17 protein-coding genes are annotated in these 20428 nt (G+C 68.6%); 6 read left to right on the forward strand and 11 right to left on the reverse strand.

Features of this window, described 5'->3' with window-relative positions:
- Positions 1–27: 27 nt before the first annotated feature.
- A complete protein-coding gene (locus tag B0W88_RS13590; protein ID WP_077035195.1) occupies positions 28–624 on the reverse strand; it encodes a TetR/AcrR family transcriptional regulator in 597 nt (198 codons plus the stop codon).
- A 92-nt stretch (positions 625–716) separates the two neighbouring features.
- Here B0W88_RS13590 and B0W88_RS13595 point away from each other — a divergent pair, with 92 nt between their 5' ends.
- Together B0W88_RS13595 and B0W88_RS13600 are read left to right on the forward strand one after the other, a co-directional pair.
- Positions 717–2027: an MFS transporter gene (locus B0W88_RS13595; RefSeq protein WP_077035196.1), complete on the forward strand. Its 1311-nt coding sequence runs from the start codon at positions 717–719 to the stop codon at positions 2025–2027.
- A 244-nt stretch (positions 2028–2271) separates the two neighbouring features.
- Positions 2272–4590, forward strand: a complete 2319-nt coding sequence (locus B0W88_RS13600) for a TonB-dependent siderophore receptor (RefSeq protein ID WP_077035197.1) — start codon at positions 2272–2274, stop codon at positions 4588–4590.
- A gap of 3 nt (positions 4591–4593) precedes the next feature.
- Here the strand turns inward: B0W88_RS13600 and B0W88_RS13605 are convergent, their stop codons facing one another.
- The 3 genes from B0W88_RS13605 to B0W88_RS13615 all read right to left on the reverse strand — a co-directional run bounded on the left by B0W88_RS13605 (position 4594) and on the right by B0W88_RS13615 (position 6747).
- A complete protein-coding gene (locus B0W88_RS13605) occupies positions 4594–4791 on the reverse strand; it encodes a hypothetical protein (RefSeq protein WP_077035198.1) in 198 nt (65 codons plus the stop codon).
- A 100-nt stretch (positions 4792–4891) separates the two neighbouring features.
- Positions 4892–5911 (reverse strand): AraC family transcriptional regulator, encoded by a 1020-nt coding sequence (locus B0W88_RS13610; RefSeq protein ID WP_077035199.1) that lies wholly within the window; start codon positions 5909–5911, stop codon positions 4892–4894.
- 14 nt (positions 5912–5925) lie between these two features.
- Positions 5926–6747 (reverse strand): oxidoreductase, encoded by an 822-nt coding sequence (locus tag B0W88_RS13615; protein WP_077035200.1) that lies wholly within the window; start codon positions 6745–6747, stop codon positions 5926–5928.
- Here B0W88_RS13615 and B0W88_RS32985 point away from each other — a divergent pair.
- Positions 6740–7039: a hypothetical protein gene (locus B0W88_RS32985; protein WP_144006762.1), complete on the forward strand. Its 300-nt coding sequence runs from the start codon at positions 6740–6742 to the stop codon at positions 7037–7039. The genes B0W88_RS13615 and B0W88_RS32985 overlap by 8 nt on opposite strands.
- On the opposite strand, the gene B0W88_RS13620 is transcribed toward B0W88_RS32985, so the two are convergent.
- The 7 genes from B0W88_RS13620 to B0W88_RS13650 form a co-directional block, all read right to left on the reverse strand.
- Positions 7030–7860 carry an outer envelope protein gene (locus tag B0W88_RS13620; RefSeq protein WP_077035201.1) on the reverse strand — a complete coding sequence of 277 codons (831 nt, stop codon included), beginning with the start codon at positions 7858–7860 and terminating at the stop codon, positions 7030–7032. The two genes, B0W88_RS32985 and B0W88_RS13620, sit on opposite strands and share 10 nt — an antisense overlap.
- Positions 7861–7983: 123 nt before the next feature.
- Entirely contained in the window at positions 7984–9144 is a 1161-nt protein-coding gene (locus B0W88_RS13625) for a BMP family ABC transporter substrate-binding protein (RefSeq protein WP_369973886.1), read from the reverse strand.
- Between the two features lie 35 nt (positions 9145–9179).
- Positions 9180–10100 carry an ABC transporter permease gene (locus B0W88_RS13630; protein ID WP_077035202.1) on the reverse strand — a complete coding sequence of 307 codons (921 nt, stop codon included), beginning with the start codon at positions 10098–10100 and terminating at the stop codon, positions 9180–9182.
- Between the two features lie 2 nt (positions 10101–10102).
- A complete protein-coding gene (locus tag B0W88_RS13635; RefSeq protein ID WP_077035203.1) occupies positions 10103–11182 on the reverse strand; it encodes an ABC transporter permease in 1080 nt (359 codons plus the stop codon).
- A complete protein-coding gene (locus tag B0W88_RS13640) occupies positions 11169–12695 on the reverse strand; it encodes an ABC transporter ATP-binding protein (protein ID WP_077035204.1) in 1527 nt (508 codons plus the stop codon). The genes B0W88_RS13635 and B0W88_RS13640 overlap by 14 nt, the downstream gene beginning before the upstream one ends.
- 55 nt (positions 12696–12750) lie before the next feature.
- Positions 12751–14103 carry a guanine deaminase gene (guaD, locus tag B0W88_RS13645; protein ID WP_077035205.1) on the reverse strand — a complete coding sequence of 451 codons (1353 nt, stop codon included), beginning with the start codon at positions 14101–14103 and terminating at the stop codon, positions 12751–12753.
- Positions 14104–14110: 7 nt separating this feature from the next.
- A complete protein-coding gene (locus B0W88_RS13650; protein ID WP_077035206.1) occupies positions 14111–15091 on the reverse strand; it encodes a LysR substrate-binding domain-containing protein in 981 nt (326 codons plus the stop codon).
- Positions 15092–15182: 91 nt separating this feature from the next.
- On the opposite strand from B0W88_RS13650, the gene xdhA reads away from it, so the two are divergent.
- The 3 genes from xdhA to B0W88_RS13665 all read left to right on the forward strand — a co-directional run bounded on the left by xdhA (position 15183) and on the right by B0W88_RS13665 (position 20427).
- A complete protein-coding gene (xdhA, locus tag B0W88_RS13655; protein ID WP_077035207.1) occupies positions 15183–16688 on the forward strand; it encodes a xanthine dehydrogenase small subunit in 1506 nt (501 codons plus the stop codon).
- A gap of 10 nt (positions 16689–16698) precedes the next feature.
- Positions 16699–19020, forward strand: a complete 2322-nt coding sequence (xdhB, locus tag B0W88_RS13660) for a xanthine dehydrogenase molybdopterin binding subunit (protein ID WP_083748778.1) — start codon at positions 16699–16701, stop codon at positions 19018–19020.
- Between the two features lie 93 nt (positions 19021–19113).
- On the forward strand, positions 19114–20427 hold the full coding sequence (locus tag B0W88_RS13665) for an NAD(P)/FAD-dependent oxidoreductase (protein ID WP_198937835.1): 1314 nt from the start codon (positions 19114–19116) through the stop codon (positions 20425–20427).
- Position 20428: the final 1 nt, after the last annotated feature.

Raw genomic sequence — 20428 nt, forward strand, 5'->3', positions numbered from 1 at the left:
CCCGGCAGCAATCGGCGTGCCCGCGGGTCAGCTGGCGTCCCAGTATTCCGGCAAGGCCTTCTTCAGCACGTCGATGATCTCGTCGGACAGCGCCGGCGCCGCCGAGCCGGTGGCCCGCGCCAGCACCATGCCGCCGACCAGCACCGACAGGCTCATGATCGCGCGCGCCTTGTCCGCCTCGTCAGGCGCCGCGGCCACCGTGCCGTCCGGCCGGTGCGTGGCGAAGGCCTCCAGGTAGCCGGCGATGCCGCTGGTGATCGCCGCGGACACCGCCGGAGACGCGCGCCCCGCATCGACCGCCAGCGTCGGCATCGCGCAGCCCAGGCCCGGCGCATCGCGGTGCTCGGTGCGCAGGTAGCGATCGAAATAGGGCCGCGCGCCCTCCCCGCTCTCCAGCTGCCCGCGCAGCCGCGCCAGCGGCGCCTTCAGCGCGTGTTCGCAGGCCTCGGCGGCCAGCGCCTCCTTGGAGTCGAAGTGCCCGTAGAAGCCGCCGTGGGTGAAGCCGGCCGCCGCCATGATCTCGGCCACGCCGACGCCCTCCAGCCCGCGCTCGCGGTACAGCCGCGCCGCGGCCTCGACGATGGCCTGGCGGTTGGCCTGGGATTGTTCCTTGCTGACTTTCATGGCGGGCTCCGTTGCATGACCAGATTTTAATTGCGGCCATCATCAAAACAATTATCATGTCGAACGTCATCAAAAGCAAAGGGCGACCTCGCATGTCCACCGCCTCTCCCGCATCCTCGCTGCCATTGAGCGCCTCCCGCCGCCTCGCGCCCTGGCTGGAAAGCCGCAACATCCACTTCGCCTGGGTGATCGCCGGCCTGACCTTCCTGACCATGCTGTTCATGTCGGCCGCGCTGGGCCTGCCCGGTGCGATGCTGCAGCCGCTGGCCAAGGAGTTCGGCTGGAGCACCAGCCAGATCTCGTCCGCGCTGGCGGTGCGCTTCGCGCTGTTCGGCCTGATGGGCCCGTTCGCCGCGGTGCTGATGGACCGCTTCGGCATGCGCGCCGTGATGTGCGCGGCGCTCTCCCTGGTCGGCGGCGGCATGCTGCTGGCGGCGGGCATCACGCAGCTGTGGCAGCTCTGGCTGCTGTGGGGCGTGATGCTGGGCCTGGGCAGCGGCATGACGGCGCTGGTGCTGGGCGCCGTCGTCTCCAACCGCTGGTTCGCGCAGCGGCGCGGCCTGGTGATGGGCGTGCTGACCGCCAGCGCCGCCACCGGCCAGTTGGCCTGCCTGCCGGTCGCCGCCTGGATGATCGAGCACTGGGGCTGGCGCGCACCGCTGCTGCCGCTGGGCGCGATCTGCCTGAGCGTGATGGCGCTGGTGTGGGCGCTGATGCGCGACCGGCCGTCCGACCTGGGCCTGCGCGCCTTCGGCGCCGCCGCCGATGCGCCGCCCGCCGCGATCCCGCCGAAGATGACGCTGGCCACGCCCTTCAGCGCGCTGCAGATGGGCATGGCGAGCCCGACCTTCTGGCTGCTGGCCGGCACCTTCTTCATCTGCGGCCTGTCCACCAATGGCCTCGTGCAGACCCACTTCATCTCGCTGTGCGGAGACAACGGCCTGGCCGCGGTGCCGGCCGCCTCGGTGCTGGCGATGATGGGCGCCTTCGACTTCGTCGGCACGATCGCCTCCGGCTGGCTCAGCGACCGCTACGACAGCCGCAAGCTGCTGTTCTGGTACTACGGCCTGCGCGGCCTCTCGCTGATGTGGCTGCCGCATGCCGAGTTCACGCTCTACGGCCTCTCGCTGTTCGCGATGTTCTACGGCCTGGACTGGATCGCCACCGTGCCGCCGACGGTGCGCCTCACCGCGCAATCGTTCGGCGCAGAGAAGGTGGGCCTGGTGTTCGGCTGGATCTTCGCCTCGCATCAGATCGGCGCGGCCGTGGCGGCCTGGGGCGCGGGTCTCTCGCGCACGCTGCTGCTGACCTATTCGCCCGCGCTCTACACGGCCGGCGCGGCCTGCCTGCTGGCGGCGCTGATGGCGATGGCCGTACGTAAAAAGTCACCGATCGCCGGGTAACGCTAACGTCATATTCCAGCGGCATACTGCAAGGCATCCAAGACGGAAACCGGCTGCAGATTGGGCAGCATCCTGGAACCCGTGACCAGCGCTCTTGGAAACCCTATACCCGCGCATGGGGCCATTCCGCAAGGTAATGGCCCCTTGTCTTTTGGGCAGCGGTAAAGAAGATTGAAGGGGCCGGCAGCGGCGGGCGGTCATGCGATGCTCGCGCGCTCCGCGTCACGTCTGCTTACCTGCTCCCATGTCGTCGATCCCGTTCCGTCTTTCGCTGCTGGTCTGTGCCCTCGGTCTTGCTGCCACCGTCGGGGCGCAGGAGCAGCAGCAGCAGGACGACAAGGCTCCACCGCCTGCGCCGAAGCGCCAGCAGCAGCAGCGCCCCGCCCCGAACCAGCTGGAACGCGTGGAAGTGGATGGCCGCCCGACCGACGAGGCCGTGCGCCGCGCCTCCACCGCCTCCAAGATCATCATCAGCCGCGAGGAGATCGAGCGCTATGGCGACTCCACCGTCGGCGAGGTGCTCAAGCGCCTGCCCGGCGTCACCACCGGCGGCCGGCCCGGCCGCGGCGGCGAGGTGCGCATGCGCGGCATGGGCAGCGGCTACACGCAGATCCTGGTCAACGGCGAGCGCATGCCGCCCGGCTTCTCGCTGGACCAACTGCCGCCCGACCAGATCGAGCGCATCGAGGTGATGCGCGCGCCCACCGCCGAGCACGGCGCCCGCGCGATCGCCGGCACCATCAACATCGTGCTGCGCGAGGCGCTGCAGAAGTATTCGAACGACCTGCGCCTGGCCGTCTCGGAGGAACGCGGCCAGCTGCGCCCCAATATCGGCTGGACGCGCAACGACAAGTTCGGCGACAACGGAGGCGCCTACAACCTGACCGTCAACGCCACGCGCAACCAGCGCTACGACGACGTGCGGCCGAACTCCGACACCGTCGTACCCTCGCGCGGTGTCAGCAGCCACACCGAGACGGTCGGCCAGAACCAGGCGGCCAACGAGTCGCTGAACATGAACGGCCGGGTCCAGTGGCGCCTGGGCCCGGGCGGCGATCAGTTCTCGCTGCAGCCCTTCTTCGTCACGTCCAAGAGCCACAGCAGCAACGACTTCCACCAGACCCAGAGCTGGTGCGACACCAACCCCGATCCCGATGCGGACCCGGGCACGCTGATCCAGTGCCAGCAGTTCGACCATGCGGTGACGCAGTCCGACAGCCGCTTCACGATGGCACGCCTGCATTCGCAGTGGACGCAACACCTGGCCCCGCAGACCAAGATGGAAGTGCGCGCGGCCTTCGGCGGCGCCCGCGGCTCGGGCCACTCGTTCCGCCAGGAGTACCTGGACGATGCGCCCTCGCGCAACCAGGACGACACCACCCACACCCGCGACGGCTCCTGGAGCCTGGTGGGCAAGCTCTCGCAGCAGATGGCCAACGAGCACAGCCTGGTCGGCGGGCTGGAGGCCGAGGGCACCAGCCGCAACAGCACGCGCATCACGCTGCAGAACGGCCTGCCGCGGCCGCAGCTGGCCGACTTCGGCGACAACGTGGCCGCCGACACGCTGCGCCTGGCCTGGTACGGGCAGGACGAGTGGAGCGTCGGCAAGCAGTGGTCCTTCTATGCCGGCCTGCGCGGCGAGTCGATCGCCACCCACAGCACCGCCGCGAGCTACGAGGTGCGCAACAACAGCACGGTCTGGACCCCGCTGCTGCACGGCGTCTACCGTTTCGACGAGAACAGCCGCGACCAGATCCGCGCCAGCCTGACGAGAAGCTATCGCGCGCCGCAGCTCAACGACCTGACCGCGCCGGCGTCCATCAACGCGCAGTACCCCTGCGTGGGCAACGCACTGTGCGGCCCCAACGAGGCCAACGCGCCCGACCGCCAGGGCAACCCCGGCCTGAAGCCCGAGTTGGCCACCGGCGTGGAGCTGGGCTACGAGAACTACCTCAGCAAGGGCGGCATCGTCAGCGCCAATGTGTTCTACCGCCACATCGACAACCTGATCCGCAGCGAAACGATGCTGGAGACGGTCTCCTGGGCCAGCACGCAGCGCTGGGTCTCGCGGCCCCGCAATATCGGCACCGCGAAGACCTACGGCATCGAGCTGGAGGCCAAGTTCCGGCTCGACCAGTTCATCGAGGCTGCGCTGCCGATCAACGTACGCTCCAACCTCAGCCTTTTCCACTCGGCCGTGGACGGCATCCCGGGCCCCTACAACAAGCTCGACCAGCAGCCCCGCTACACCGGCAACCTCGGCGGCGACTACCGCCTCAAGAGCCTGCCGCTGACGCTGGGCGCCAGCCTCAACTACACGCCGGCCAGCCTGATCCAGCAGACGCCGCTGCAGCTGAACAGCAGCTCGAAGAAGTCGGTGCTGGACGCCTTCGCGCTGTGGAACTTCAACATGAACACCGCGCTGCGCCTGTCGGCCACCAACCTGACCACGCTGGACTACGCCACCGGCAGCGTCATCACGACGCAGTACAAGACGATCAACAGCGAGAGCAACGGGCGCACCTTCGTGCTGTGGGCCGCCCGGCTCGAGATCAAGCTCTGAGTGTCAGCGCGGCTTGCCACCCAGCACGCGGGCGGGCAGGAAGAGGATGGCCTTCAGCAGCGCGAACAAGGCCTCGAAGGTGATGCCCACCAGCCGGAACGGCAGCAGCAACAGCCAGAAGATCGGCCACAGCACCAGCGCCAGCAGGGCCAGCGGCCAGCACAGGACGAAGAGCAGGCACCAGAGCAGGAATCCGAACATCGCCACCACCTCCTTGGAATCGATGGTGGGACTTTAGGCGCTGGCGCGTACCGGGCCAAGGCGCATGCGACGGACTGCATCGGCGGCCGATGCGCTGCCGTCATCTCGCGGCGGACAGCCCTGCGAGCGAGGCACGCTGCTCGCGCCATTGAGCGGGCGTTCGCCCCTCCCAGCGCCGGAACGCGCGCTGGAACGAGTTGGCCTCCTCGAAGCCCAGGAAGAACGCGATCTCGCCGGGCGTGAAGCGGGTCTCCGCCAGCAGCCGCCTGGCCGTCTCCAGGCGGACCTCGTCCAGCACGGCCTGGTAGCTGGTGCCGGCATCGCCGAGCCGCCGCTGCAGCGAGCGCGTGCTCATATTGAGCTGGCGGGCGAGCGTCTCGATGCTCGGACGGTCCCCACGCATCAGCCTCGTCAACGCGGCGCGCGCCTGCCCTTCGATCGCCACCACTCCCAGCGCCTCGACCTGGGCGTCCAGCGCCGGCACCAGGACGGCCAGCAGGTCTTCGTTGTGCGAGACGAACGGAACGTCGAGCGCAGCGGCGTCGTACACCAGGGCATCGCCCGCGCAGGCGGTGCGCACCTCGCATCCGAAATGCGCGGCGTAGGGCGCGATGCTCGGCGGCGTTCGCACCAGCTCGAGCCTGAGCGGCGCGATCGTGCGGCCGGCGCCCCGCCGGGCGATGGCGTGCGCGGAGGCAAAGGCCGCGTCGCTGATGGCATGCGGCGTGACCTCGTCGGCGAGGATCCAATGGAAGCTCAGCCGCGCGAGCGCGCCCCCGTCGCGTTCCACGCGGATCTCTTCCGGGCAGCACAGGCGCTTGTATCGGGCCAGACGCGCCAGCGCGTCGCCGAAGGTGGCGGAGTGCAGTGCCGCGACTGCAGCCGCTTCGAGCTGGGCGGGGCCGGTCTCGCTGCCGATCCGCAGGCCGATGAGCGGATCGCCCGACAGTTCCAGGATGGCGCGCCAGACCGCGAAGAACTGGCGCGTGTCCAGGCTGCCACGCTGCGCGACAGCAGGCGAAAGCCCTGCGCGCTCCACAACACCAGGAAGATCGAGTCCCAGGGCCGCAAACCGCGCCGACGTCGAGGCCAGCATCGGGATACGGGTTGCGCTGCTCATGTCCTCACCTTAGCTCATCGGAAGGCGGAGGAGATGAGGCGGTCGAAGAGCCGATCCGACAGGAGCCCGCGCAGCAAGAGCATGGGCCCCGCCAGGAAGCCGCCGTGGTACCGAGCCCGGGGGCGCCTGGCCCGCAACGCCCTGACCACCAGGTCGCTGATCACGCGCGGGCCGGGCAGCTTGCGCTGGTCCTGCTGCAGGGCGCCGAACTTCTTGACGAACGAGGCATAGGCGCCCGTTCCCGAGTGCTTCTCGGCCTCTTGCGTCGCGATGCCGGACCACTCGGACGCGATGCCGCCCGGCTCGATCACGACCACGTCGATGCCGAAGCGGCGCACCTCGTTGCGCAGGGCATCCGAATAACCTTCCAGCGCGAACTTCGAGGCGTGATACCAGCCTCCCAGCGGCGTCGCCAGCTTGCCGCCGATCGACGAGATATTGAGGATCCGCCCACGGCCCTGCGCCCTCATCGTGGGCAGGCACAGCTGGGTCAGCCGGGCCAGGCCAATCAGGTTCGTCTCCATCTGGCGCCGGCCTTCCGCCACCGGCACGTCTTCCAGCGCGCCGTACTGGCCATAGCCCGCGTTGTTGATCAGCACGTCGATGCGCCCCTGTTCATCGAGGATCCGCGTCACGGCGCCGACCATGGACGCGTCGTCCGTCACGTCCATCGCCAGGGTCAGGCCACCGCTCGCGGCGATGTCGCCCATGCGTTCGAGCCGCCGGGCCGCCGCGTAGACCGTGTAGCCCTCGGCGAGCAGGCGCAATGCAAAGTCCTTGCCCATCCCGGACGAGGCGCCGGTGATCAGGGCTACGGGTTGGTTCTTCATGTTCATGGATGGTTGTCGAAGCGTCGCCATCTTCGGCAAGGCGGAGGTTTCCGGAAAATCCGATCGCGCCATTCCGCATCGGATCGCGCCAGAAGGAGGGAAACCCGCTGGCGCCAGCAGCGCTGCGGCCGCCCAGGCCGCAGCGCTGCAAACCCAACTCTTCTCAATGGCGGTGCGTTCCCCGCAATTCGGGGAAGAGCCAGAAAAAAGCCCCCCGGCCACAAGGCCGGAGGGCGTCAAGTTTCTCGTTTCGTCTATCGATCCATCAGGACCGGAACCGGACCGGGATCAGAAGTGATATTCGGCGCGGATCATCGGGGTCTTGGCGAAGGCGCCGGAGCCGGCAGGGCCCGTGTGGTCGTTGCCGAACTTGTTCTTCCAGTACTGGTACTCGAAACCGACCTTGAAGGTGTTCTTGCCGGTGATGTCGTACATGATCTGGCCGTCGAAGTTCGTCTCGGCCTTGGTCGCCGCGCCGAATTCGTCATTGCCCTTGCTGGCGATGTAGTTGAAGAAGCCCTCGAAGGAGAAGCCGCTGCCCAGCGGGATGCCCCAGGCGGCCGTCAGCATCGGGTGGGTCTTGTAGCTGTAGCGCGGCACGGAGGTGCCCGAGTACTCGTTGGTCGGCGCGTTGCTTTCCTTCAGCACCAGCAGGCTGACGCTCAGGAAGCCCGGCACGTCGAAGTTCACCGTGGGGCCGAGCACCAGCATGCGCTTCTTGGAGTTGTAGCCGGCGTCCGACTTCGTGTTGTAGTCGAAGCCCCAGGTCAGGCCGTAGCCGCGGATGCCGGTCGACTTGAACGAGGTGCCGCTCATCTTCTCGAAGTCCAGCGTGTTGCGGTAGACGATGTAGACCTCCTGCGCGCCGCTGGAGGCGTCAGGGCTGGACGGGTCCTTCTTGTCGGACATCAGCAGGTCGACGTTGAAGAAGTTCGTGCCGTACTTGAAGCCGCTGACGTGGTTCAGGTCCAGGATGTTCTTGTGGATGTCGTTGCTGCCGTAGGGCTCGGCGAACTTGGTGCCGTAGCGGTAGCCGATCGAGGTATCGCTCCAGTCGGCGGCCTGGGCGGCGCCGCAGGCGGCGACGGCGCACACCGTGGAAATAACGAGTTTCTTCATGGGAGTCCCCTTGGAGGTTTAGGAAAGTGAAAGGAATCGAAAAAACGCAGGCGCAGGCAAGACCTGGCACCGCCGTCGTGCGGCGGCGCCCTGTCGACACTCTTCTTGAGAAGGCCGGTCGGCTTACTTGCTCGACGGCACCTTGCCTTCCACGCCCTTGACGTAGAAGTTCACGCCGGAAAGGAACTTGTCATCGGCCGTTTCGCCCTGCTTGACCAGGACCTTGCCGCCCTGGTCGACGATCGGGCCCTTCCAGATCGCGAAGCTGCCGTCCTTCAGGCCGGCCTTGGCCTTCTCGACCGCGTCCTTGGCGTCCTGCGGCACGACCTCGGCGATGGAGACCAGGTCGATCGAGCCTTCCTTGACGCCCCACCACTGGTGGGCACCGGCGCCGGCCTTCCAGCTGCCGTCCAGCGCTTCCTTGACGGCATGGATGTAGTACGGCGCCCAGTTGATCGTGGCCGAGGCGAGGTGGGCCTTGGGACCGTAGGCGGTCATGTCGCTGTCCCAGCCGAAGGCGTACTTGCCGTTCTTCTCGGCCGTCTGCAGCACGGCCGAGGAGTCGGTGTTCTGCATCAGCACGTCGGCGCCGCCGTTGATCAGCGATTGCGCGGCCTCGGTTTCCTTCGGCGGATCGAACCACTCGTTGACCCAGACCACCTTGACCTTGATCTTCGGGTTCATCGTCTGCGCACCCAGCGTGAAGCTGTTGATGTTGCGCAGCACCTCGGGGATGGGCACCGAGCCGACGACGCCGACCGTGCCGGTCTTGCTCATCTTGCCCGCGACGATGCCGGCGAGATAGGCGCCCTCGTACGTGCGCGAGTCGTAGGTGCGCATGTTGTCGGCCTGCTTGTAGCCGGTGGCATGCTCGAACTTCACGTCGGGCGTGTCGGTGGCGACCTTCAGCATCGGCTCCATATAGCCGAAGGTGGTGCCGAAGATCAGCTTGTTGCCCTGCGCGGCCATGTCGCGGAACACGCGCTCGGCATCGGCGCCCTCGGGCACCTTTTCAACGAAGCTGGTCTGGATCTTGTCGCCGAATTCCTTCTCCAGCGCCTTGCGGGCGTTGTCGTGGGCGAAGGTCCAGCCGCCGTCGCCGACCGGGCCGACATAGGCGAAGGCGATCTTCAGCGGCTCGGCCTTCGGAGCCGCGGCGACGGACGCCGGAGCCGATGCCGGCTCGGCGGCCGGAGCCGGCGCTTCTTCCTTCTTGCCGCAGGCGGCCAGCGCCAGGGCCGCGGCGCTCAAGGCCGCGAGTTTGAGGAATTCTCGTGTCTTCATTTGCATGACATCTCCGTCGTTGATGATGGGCCCCATCAAGAGCCCGGGAAGAATGGTTTGCCTATCGATGCAGGCATGTTGGCGCGGATGAAATTGGCGTTGCTCGAGATCAGGACCAGCACGACGATCGTCGACACATACGGCAGCATGCTGAGGAACTGGCTCGCCACTTCGACACCCTGCCCTTGCAGATGGAACTGCAGCATCGTGACGAAACCGAACAGGTAGGCACCTAGCAATACCCGTGCCGGTCGCCAGGTGGCGAAGGTGGTCAGGGCCAACGCGATCCAGCCCTTGCCGGCCACCATGCCCTCCACCCACAGCGGGGTGTAGATGACGGACATGTACGAGCCGGCCAGGCCGCACAAGGCACCGCCCGCGACAACGGCGGCGAGACGAATCTTCCTGACGGGATATCCGAGCGCATGCGCGGACTCCGGCGACTCGCCGATCGAACGCAGCACGAGCCCGGCGCGCGAGCGGTAGAAGAACCAGATCAGGCCGATCATCAAGAGGATCGCGCCGTAGACCAGCGGGTGCTGCTTGAACAGCGCCGGGCCGATGAAGGGGATGTCGGCGAGGCCGGGGATCTCGAAGCTCGGCCGCGGGCCCAACTTTTCCTGCGTGTACTTCAGGCCCACGAAGGCGGAGAAGCCGGTGCCGAACAGGCTCAAGGCGAGGCCGGCCGCGTACTGATTGGTGTTGAGCCAGATCACCAGCAGGCCGAAGACCAGGGCCAGCGCCGCACCGGCCAGTGAACCGGCCGCGAAGGCCAGCCAGTCGTTGCCGGTGTGCACGCAGGTGGCGAAGCCGGTGACGGCGGCCACCAGCATCATCCCTTCGGCGCCGAGGTTGACGATGCCGGCGCGCTCGTTGATGAGCAGGCCGAGGGCCGCGAGCGCGAGCAGCGTGCCCGCGTTCATCGAGGCTGCGATCAGCAGCGCAATGGCGTCCATGTTCATGCGGTCACCATCTTTCGCGCGGGGTGGCCCCAACGAAGCCGGTAGTTGATCAAGGTATCGGACGCCAGCAGCGTGAACAGCAGCAGGCCCTGGAACACGCCGGTGATCGACTTGGGCAGGCCCAGGCGGGACTGCGCCAGTTCACCGCCGATGTAGAACATGCTCATCAGGATGCCCGAGAAGACGATGCCCACCGGATGCAGCCGGCCCACGAAGGCGACGATGATGGCGGCGAAGCCGTAGCCGGCCGGCACATAGGGCGTCAGCTGCCCCAGCGGCCCGGCCACTTCCAGCGCGCCGGCGAGGCCCGCCATGCCGCCGGAGATCAGCAGCGCGGTCCACAGTGCGCGCGTGGACGAGAAGCCCGCATAGCGCGCCGCCGCCGGCGCCAGCCCGCCGACCTGCAGCGCATAGCCCGCATAGGTGCGGAACAGCAGCACCCAGAAGCCCAGCACCGAGGCCAGCGCGATCAGCACGCCGATGTTCATCCGCATGCCGGTGATCAGCCGCGGGATCTTGGTGATCGCCAGGAAGGTGATCGACTGCGGGAAGTTGTAGCCGTTCGGATCCTTCCAGGGGCCGAAGACCGCATAGGTCAGCAGCAGGTTGGCCACGTACACCAGCATCAGGCTGACCAGGATCTCGCTGGCGTTGAAGCGCGAGCGCAGGAAGGCCACGATGCCCGCCCAGGCCATGCCGCCGACGACGCCGGCCAGCAGGATCCACAACACGATCCAGCCGCTCGTATCCGGCCCGGCCTGCATGGCGACCCAGCCGCCGGCCATCGCGCCGATGATGAACTGCCCTTCGGCGCCGATGTTCCAGACGTTGGAGCGGAAGCACAGCGCCAGGCCCAGCGCGATCAGCACCAGCGGCGTGGCCTTGACGCTCAGCTCGGCCCAGGCGCGGGCGCTCTTGATAGGCTCCCAGAAGAACATCTGCAGGCCGCGGCCGGGGTCCTTGCCCAGCAGCATGAAGAGCGCGATGCCGAGCACCACGGTGACCGCCAGCGCCAGCAGCGGCGAGGCGAGCGACATCCACTTGGACGGTTGGGGACGGGTCTCAAGCCGCAGCACGACGAGCTCCTTCGGCGGACCACAGGCCGCTCATCCATTCACCGATCTGCGTGCGCGTGGCCTCGGCGATCGCGACCGGCGGCGAGAGCCGGCCCTTGGCCATCACCACGAGGCGATCGGAAATCTCGAACAGCTCGTCCAGCTCCTCGCTGACGACCAGCACCGCGCAGCCGGCGTCGCGCAGCTTCAGCAGCTCGCCGCGGATCTGCGCGGCGGCGCCGACGTCCACGCCCCAGGTGGGCTGGCTGATGATCAGCAGCTTCGGCTTCGCATCGATCTCGCGGCCGACGATGAACTTCTGCAGGTTGCCGCCGGAGAGCGAGCGCGCCGCGGCGCCGGGGCCGCCGGCCTTGACCTTGTAGCGCTCGATCAGTTCCTCGGCCATCTTCTGCACGCGGTTCACGCGGATCCAGCCGCCGGCCGTGACGGTCTCGGTACGGGTCAGCAGCGTGTTCTGCGCCAGCGACAGCGTGGGCACGGCGCCGCGGCCCAGGCGCTCCTCGGGCACGAAGCCGAGGCCCAGCTTTCTTCTTCGTCGCGCGCTCGCCCGCGATATGTCCTTGCCGAACAGCATGACCATGCCCGGCGTGGCGCGCGGGTCTTCGCCCGACAGCGCCGCCATCAGCTCCTGCTGGCCGTTGCCGGACACGCCGGCCACGCCGACGATCTCACCGGCCCGCACCTGCAGGTCCACATCCACCAGCGTCGTGCCGAAGGGCGAGCCCTTGGCCAGCGACAGGCGCTTCAGCTCCAGCGCCACTTCGCCGGCCGTGCGCTTCTCATGCTTCAGCGCCGGCGGCTCGGCGCCGATCATCAGCGCGGAGAGCTGCGCGCTGGTCTGCGTGCGCGGGTCCACCTCGCCGGTCAGCTTGCCGCCGCGCAGCACCGTGCAGTGCGAGCACAGCGCGCGGATCTCGTCGAGCTTGTGGCTGATGTACAGAATGGAGCAGCCCTGGGCCGCCAGCACGCGCAGCGTCTCGAACAGCTTCAGCGCGGCCTGCGGCGTCAGCACCGAGGTCGGCTCGTCCAGGATCAGCAGCTGCGGCTTGCACAGCAGCGCGCGGACGATCTCCACCCGCTGCCGCTCGCCGACCGAAAGTGTATGCACCGGCCGTTCAGGGTCGACCTCCAGCCCGTAGCTCGCCGCCACCTCACGTATCTGGGCGGTGACTTCGGCCAGGCTCAGTGTCTTCTCCAGGCCCAGCCAGACGTTCTCGGCCGCGGTCAGCGTGTCGAACAGCGAGAAGTGCTGGTAGACCATGCTGATGCCCAAGGCCCTCGCCTGCGCCGGGCTCTTGATGACGACCGGCTGGCCGTTCCAGCGCAGCTCGCCCTCGTCGGGCTGGACGGCGCCGTAGATGATCTTCATCAGCGTGGACTTGCCGGCGCCGTTCTCGCCCAGCACCGCATGGATCTCGCCGGGCTGGACCCGCAGGCTCACGCCGGAATTGGCTTTGACGCTGCCGTACTGCTTGCTGATGCCGGTGGCTTCGAGGCGGAGGGGGGCTGTCATGTCGCGCGCTTCTCCGGATGTCCGGGGAGCCGCGACTTCAGCGAGCGTGGGGGTTTCATGGTCCATGATTATCGTTCCGTGCACCGGCTTGGGGCCCCGTTGTGTGAGGCTTGCCCGCCACATAGCAGGCGACGAGATTGCGCTCGTCGGACAGGGTCATCCAGGCAAAAACCTTCTCATGCAGTTCTCGGGCCACCGCGTGCCGCTGCTCGGCCACCGCGCCGCGCGCCCAGTCCCAGACGCAGACGTCCGCCAGCGTGCCGGGGTCGAAGGAACCGATCTCGTCGGCCAGGCCCAGCGCCTCGGCCGCGCCCCGCGTGGCGGCATGCAGGCCGACCCAGGCGCTCAGCCGGTGGCCGGCCAGCGCCTGGACCTTGTAGCCGTCCTGCAGGTTGCGCTGGATCGAGAGCGAGGTGCCGCCGCCCACGTCGCTCGCGACGCTCACCCCATAACCCGCAGCCTGAGCGGCAGGCCAGTCGAACAAACCGCTGCCCAGGAACAGGTTCGACGAGGGGCAGAAGGCCACCTGCGCGCCGGTCTCCTTCAGCACGCGGCGGTCGGCGTCGTCCAGCCAGATGCCGTGGGCCAGCACCGCGCGCGGGTGCAAGAGACCCTCGCGGGCATAGACGTCCAGGTAGCTGCGGGCGGTGGGGAACAGGCTCGCCACCCAGGCGCACTCGCTGCGGTTCTCGGCGACGTGGGTCTGCATGTACAGCGAGGCATCCGCCTTGCACAGCGAGCCGGCCATCGCCAGCTGCTCGGGCGTGCTGGTCGGGGCGAAGCGGACCGTGACGGCATAACTGAGACGATCGACGCCATGCCAGCGCTCGATCAGGTCGATGCAGTCGCGCTCGGCGCCGGCCACGTCGTCGCGCAGGCCGTCCGGCGCGTGGCGGTCCATCAGCACCTTGCCGGTCAGGAGGCGCATGCCGCGCTGCTGGGCCGCGCTGAACAGCGCCTCGACCGAGACCTTGTGGACTGTCGGGAACACCACCGCCGTCGTCGTGCCATGGGCCAGCAGCGCATCGAGAAAGCGCTCGGCGCCAGCGCGGGCCACCAGCGGATCGGCGTAGCGGCATTCGGCGGGGAAGGTGTAGGTGTTCAGCCAGTCCAGCAGCTCGGTGCCGTAGGAGCCGATCACGTCCAGCTGCGGGCAGTGCACATGCGTGTCCACAAAACCGGGCAGGATCAGTCGACCGCTGTGGTCTTCGAGGCGGTATTCGGCCGGGTCCGGCGCGGCGGCCTGGCTGCCGACGATGCGGCCGTCCGCACCGATCAGCAGCCAGTGGTCGGGGCGGAAGCGCAGCGCGGGCGTCTCGAGCTGCGCCCAGCCGGGGCTGGCGCCGAAGTCGAGCAGGTCGCCGCGCAATGCCAGGCCACGGGTGGGGGAAGTTACTGCTGCATTCATCTGAAAACTAACTCTTTGCTTTGACGGAAGAAGAAGAAGAAATTCGGGCGGCCACCTCGCGCACCTGCTCGCGCAGCCAGCGCAGCGCCGGCGAGGCGTTGGTCTGGGCGTGCCAGAGCTGGTAGTAGCTCATGCGGGGGAAGGCGACGGGGCAGCGGACGATGACGACCGGCAGCTCGTCCACATAGCGCTGGCAGAACAGCCGGCCGGTGGTGAGCACCAGCAGGCTGCGGCCCACCATCTGCGGCAGCTGCCCGAAGTGGGCGCTGCGCACCGCGATGGCGCGGTCGAGCCCCAAGGTGGCGAGGTGCTGGTCGATCACGCCGGGCATGCCGGGCGAGAGCGGCATCGGCGCCAGGTGCTGGCAGCCGAGGTACTTGTCGACGGACCAGCCGCGGCCGCCCTTCTGCGCCTCCTTGGCCAGCGGGTGGTCGCGGCTCATCAGGCAGACGACCTCGTCGCTGAGCAGGCGGCCCAGGTGCAGCTCGGACGGCGGCTGCAGCCAGTTGCCGATCACCAGGTCCAGCTCACCGCGGGCCAGGCCGCGGCGGTAGTCGAGCTGGGCGTTCAGCGGTTGCAGGTCCAGCTGGATGCCCGGGGCCAGCGTGTTCAGGTGCACGACCAGGTCGGGCAGGAAGTACGGGTCCAGGTAGTCGCTGGCGGCGATGCGGATCTTCAGCTCCGAGCTGGACGGCTCGAACGCTGCCTTTCGGTGGCGCTTGCCGAACAGCAGGTCCGCGTCTTGCAGCATGCGTGCTGCAGGCTCCATCAGCTCCAGTGCCGCGGCGGTGGCCACCATGCCGCTGCCGCTGCGCACCAGCAGCGGATCGCCGGTCAGCGCACGCAGCCGCTTCAGCTGGGCGCTGACCGCCGGCTGGGTGCTGTGCAGCTTCAGGGCCGCCTTGGAAACGCTGTGCTCGGAGATCACGGTATGCAGTACCCGCACAAGTTGTAGCTCGATCTTGTCGAAATCCGTCTTGATGGTCATACGCTGAAATTAATACCGATCATGATCCGGAGCGTATATCTTCCAGAGCGGGCTCACGCACACTATCGGAAACACCGAGACGAGTTTTTCAATGCCAGAACAACGCCCCATCCGCTTCTTCCACCGCGGCGAGATCCAGACCGTCGCCGGCCTGCCGACCACGACCACCGTGCTGCAATACCTGCGCCAGCACGCGCACTGCTCCGGCACCAAGGAAGGCTGCGCCGAAGGCGACTGCGGCGCCTGCACGGTGATGGTGGGCGAGCTGGACAACAACGGTCAGGTGCAGTTCAGCAACGTCAACGCCTGCACGCAGTTCCTGCCGACGCTGGATGGCCGGGCGATCCTGACCGTCGAGGATCTCGGCAGCGCCGACGCGCTGAATCCGGTGCAACAGGCGATGGTCGACTGCCACGGCTCGCAGTGCGGCTTCTGCACGCCCGGCTTCATCATGAGCATGCAGGCCTGCTACGAGCGCCACTGCGAGGCCGGCACGCGGCCGACCCGCCAGCAGCTGGCCGACGACCTGGCCGGCAACCTCTGCCGCTGCACCGGCTACCGGCCGATCCTGGACGCCGGCGAGCAGATGTTCGAGGCGCCGAAGCAGTTGATCGACCGGTCCCCGATCGCGACCGCCTTGAAGACGCTGCAGTCAGATGAGGCGCTGCGTTATGCCGCGCCGAGCCCGGCCTTCGGCGGGCGGGTGGACGAGTTCCATGCGCCGCGCACCGTGGCCGAACTGGCCGCGCTGCGCGAGAGCAAGCCGCAGGCGCGGCTGCTGGCCGGTTCCACCGACGTGGGCCTGTGGGTCAACAAGCAGTTCCGCGACCTGGGCGAGCTGATCTATACCGGCGCGGTGAGCGAGATGCGCGAGATCCGCGAGGAAGCCGACGGCAGCCTGTGGATCGGCGCCGGCGCCACGCTGGAGGCCGGCTGGGGCGCGCTGACCGAACGTCACCCGGCGCTGCGCGAGATGTGGCTGCGCTTCTCCTCCCCGCCGGTGCGGCAGGCCGGCACGCTGGGCGGCAATGTCGCCAACGGCTCGCCGATCGGCGACGGCCCGCCGGCGCTGATCGCGCTGGGCGCGGACATCGTGCTGCGCAAGGGCGAGGTGCAGCGCCGCATGAAGCTGCAGGACTTCTACCTGGACTACATGAAGAACGCGATGCAGCCGGGCGAGTTCGTCGAGGCGATGGTGGTGCCGCCGCTGGACAGGAGCTGGCAACTGCGCGCCTACAAGATCAGCAAGCGCTATGACAGCGACATCTCCGCGGTCTGTGCGGTCTTGGCGTTACGGGTGGAGAACGGTCTCGTGGCCGAGGCCCGCTTCACCTACGGCGGCATGGCCGCGATCGTCAAGCGCGCCGCCGCCGCCGAGGCCGCCGCCGTCGGCCAGCCCTGGACCGAAGCCACCGCCCAGGCCGCCGCTGCCGCGCTGGCCACCGATTTCAAACCCCTCTCCGACATGCGGGCGACCGCCGCCTACCGGATGAAGGTGGCGCAGAATCTCCTCACGCGTCTCTGGATGGAGACCCGCGAGGCCGACCCGCTGGCCGCACGCGACACCAGCGTCTGGCAAGCCGTTTCTTTCGCATAAGGAGCGCCGCATGAACAAGCCGCTCGATTTCGCCGTTACGGCCGAGGCCGCCCCCCAGGTTGGCGTCAACAAGACACACGAATCCGCCGCCCTGCACGTCAGCGGCGAAGCCACCTACATCGACGACATCGCCGAGGCGCAAGGCACGCTGCACGCCGCGCTGGGCCTCTCGCCGGTCGCCCACGGCAAGCTGCTGTCCATCGACATCGAGCTGCTGAGGAAGCAGCCCGGCGTCGTCGCCATCTACACCGCCGCCGACTTCCCCGGAGAGAACAACTGCGGCCCGCTGATCCACGACGACCCGATCCTGGCCGACGGCGAGCTGCGCTACCTCGGCCAGCCGGTCTACGCGGTGATCGCGACCGACCGCGAACTCGCCCGCCGCGCCGCCCACATGGCGAAGCAGGCGATCAAGTGCGAGGCCCTGACGCCCATCCTCACCGCACTCGAAGGCCACGCCGCCGGCCAGTACGTGCTGCCGCCGATGCACCTCACCCGCGGCGAACCCCACGAGCAGCTCGCCAAGGCGCCGCACACGCTCAAGGGCGAGTGGAACGTCAACGGCCAGGAGCAGTTCTACCTGGAAGGGCAGATCAGCTACGCGCTGCCGCAGGAGAACAACGCGATCCTGGTGCACTGCTCGACGCAGCACCCGAGCGAGATGCAGCAGCTGATCGCCCATGCGATGCACTGGCACTCGCACCAGATCCAGGTCGTGTGCCGGCGCATGGGCGGCGGCTTCGGCGGCAAGGAGTCGCAGTCGGCGCTGTTCGCCTGCGTGGCCGCGCTGGCCGCGAGCCGGCTGCGCAAGCCGGTCAAGCTGCGCGTGGACCGCGACGACGACTTCATGATCACCGGCCGCCGCCACGGCTTCGACTACCGCTGGCATGTCGGCTACGACGACGAGGGCCACATCCTCGCCGCCGAGATCGAGCTGATCTCCAACTGCGGCCACTCGGCCGACCTGTCCGCGCCGGTGATGGCCCGCGCGCTGTGCCACTTCGACAACGCCTACTGGCTGCCGCACGTGGCGATGCACGGCTACTGCGCCCGCACCAACACGCAGAGCAACACCGCCTTCCGCGGCTTCGGCGGCCCGCAGGGGGCGCTTGCGATCGAGATGATCATGGACTCGGTGGCACGCCATGTGGGCCTCGATCCGCTGCTGGTGCGCCAGCGCAATTTCTACAGCGACGGCAAGGACGTGACGCCCTACGGCCAGAAGGTCGAGGACAACATCATCCAGCCCCTGACCGAGCGCTTGATCGAGCAGTGCGGCTACCACCAGCGTCGCGCCGAGATTTCAGCCTTCAACGCGACGAGCCCGGTACTGAAGAAGGGCCTGGCGCTGACGCCGGTGAAGTTCGGCATCAGCTTCAACGTGGTCCACCTGAACCAGGCCGGCTCGCTGGTGCACGTCTACACCGACGGTTCCGTTCTCGTGAACCACGGCGGCACCGAGATGGGCCAGGGCCTGAACACCAAGGTGGCGCAGGTGGTCGCCCACGAGCTGGGCCTGAGCCTGCACCATGTGCGCGCCACCGCCACCGACACGCAGAAGATCGCCAACACCTCCGCCACCGCCGCCTCCACCGGCGCCGACCTGAACGGCAAGGCCGCGCAGGATGCCGCCCGCAAGATCAAGCTGCGCCTGGCCGCCCTGGCCGCGAAGCTGATGGGCGGCGTGGCCGAGGAAGTGCGCTTCGGCGGCGACGTGGTACGCAGCGGCGAGGCCTCGATGCCCTTCCCCGAGCTGGTGGCCAAGGCCTACCTGGAGCGGGTGCAGCTCTGGAGCGACGGCTTCTACGCCACGCCGGGCCTCAGCTGGGACCGCGTCAAGATGCAGGGCAAGCCCTTCTTCTACTACGCCTATGGCGCCTCCGTCGCCGAGGTGCTGGTGGACACGCTGACCGGCGAGAGCCGCTGCGTGCGCGCCGACGTGATCCACGACGTGGGCCAGTCGCTGAACCCGGCGATCGACATCGGCCAGGTCGAGGGCGCCTTCGTGCAGGGCATGGGCTGGATGACCACCGAGGAACTGAAGTGGCATCCGCAGACCGGCCTCTTGACCACGCACGCGCCGAGCACCTACAAGATCCCGACGGCCAACGACAGTCCGACGATTTTCAAGGTTAGCTTGTTCGACCAGCCCAACCGCAGCGACAGCATCCACCGCAGCAAGGCCGTCGGCGAGCCGCCGCTGCTGCTGCCCTTCTCGGTGCTGCTGGCGATCAAGGATGCGGTGGCGTCGACCGGCGGCGAGCGCAGCGATCCGCTGCTGCTGGCACCGGCCACGGCCGAGGCGGTGCTGAACGCACTGGAGACCGTCTGACCCCGACCTGACCCGCGCCGTCCTCAGCCTTGAGGACTCCGCGGCGCGCCGTCCGGCGTACCGTTGGCTTTCCTGGGGCCGAGGGAGATGGCGATGTCGGACGATGCCCATTTCGATGCCATCGTGGTCGGGGCGAGCCTGGCCGGCTGCACCGCGGCGATGCTGCTCGCCCGCGAAGGCGCCCGCGTGGCCCTGGTCGAGCGCCATGCCCAGCCCGAGGCGCACAAGCATCTGTGCACCCACTTCATCCAGCCCTGCGCGCTGCCCGTGCTGCAGCGGATCGGACTGGACCGCCTGATCGAGCAGGCCGGCGGCCTGCGCAACGGGGCCGAGGTCCACACGCCCTGGGGCTGGATCGGCCAACGGCTGGACAGCGATGAGCAGGGCCGGCCGCTGTACGGCTACAACATCCGCCGCCTGCGCCTGGACCCGCTGCTGCGCGAAACTGCCGCGGCCACGCCCGGCGTGAGCATGATGGCGGGCCGCTCCGCGCTGGCCCTGCTGGACGGCGAAGGCGGGCGCATCAGCGGCATCGAGACCGGCCACCACGGCGGCGAGCGCCGGCAGCTGAGGGCCCGGCTGGTCATCGCCGCCGACGGCCGCCACTCCGAGCTGGCGACGCTGGCCGGCATCCAGCCCCGCTCCTCGCCCAACCGCCGCTTCGGCCTGTTCGCCGCGATGCGCAAGGTCGACCTGCGGCGCGGCAGCACCTCGCAGATGTGGTTCAACGGCGCGGAGGCCGGCTACATCTTCCCCAACGAGGACGGCGTTGCCGTCGTCACGCTGATGGCGCCGCAGGCGCAGTTGGGCGCGTACACGGCCGCGCCGCTGGAGGCACTGAAGGCCCGCATGCGCGCCTGGCCCGACGCCCCGCAATTCCACGAGGCCGAGCTGGCCGGGCCGGTGCTGACGGTCAAGGACTATCCCTGCCTGCACCGCCCGGCGCAGGCCCGCGGCATGGCCCTGGTGGGCGACGCGATGATCAGCACCGACCCCCTGTGGGGCGTCGGCTGCGGCTGGGCCTTCCAGACCGCCGACTGGCTGGCCGATGCCGCGACCACCGCCTGGCGCGCGGGCGGCAGCACCGAACAGGCGCTGGCCGTGTACGAGCGCCGCTGCGCGAGCCTGGCCGGCCACCGCTTCCTGATCGACGACTTCGCCCGCCGCCTGTCCTTCAACCCGATCGAGCGCCTGATGTTCTCGGCCGCCACCAAGGATGTGGACATGGCACGCCACGTCAACCGCTTCGGCGGCCGGCTGATCGGCCCGGCCGCCTTCCTGGCGCCGCGCGCGCTGCTGAAGGCGGCCTGGGTCAACCTGCGTCATCCCCACGCGCCGCCCGAGGGCACGCGCACGCCGACGGGTGGGGCACCGGATGGCTTGTCGCGCACGGCCGCCGCCCACTGAA

The sequence above is a fragment of the Pelomonas sp. KK5 genome (assembly GCF_001984095.1).
Lineage (GTDB): Bacteria > Pseudomonadota > Gammaproteobacteria > Burkholderiales > Burkholderiaceae_C > KK5.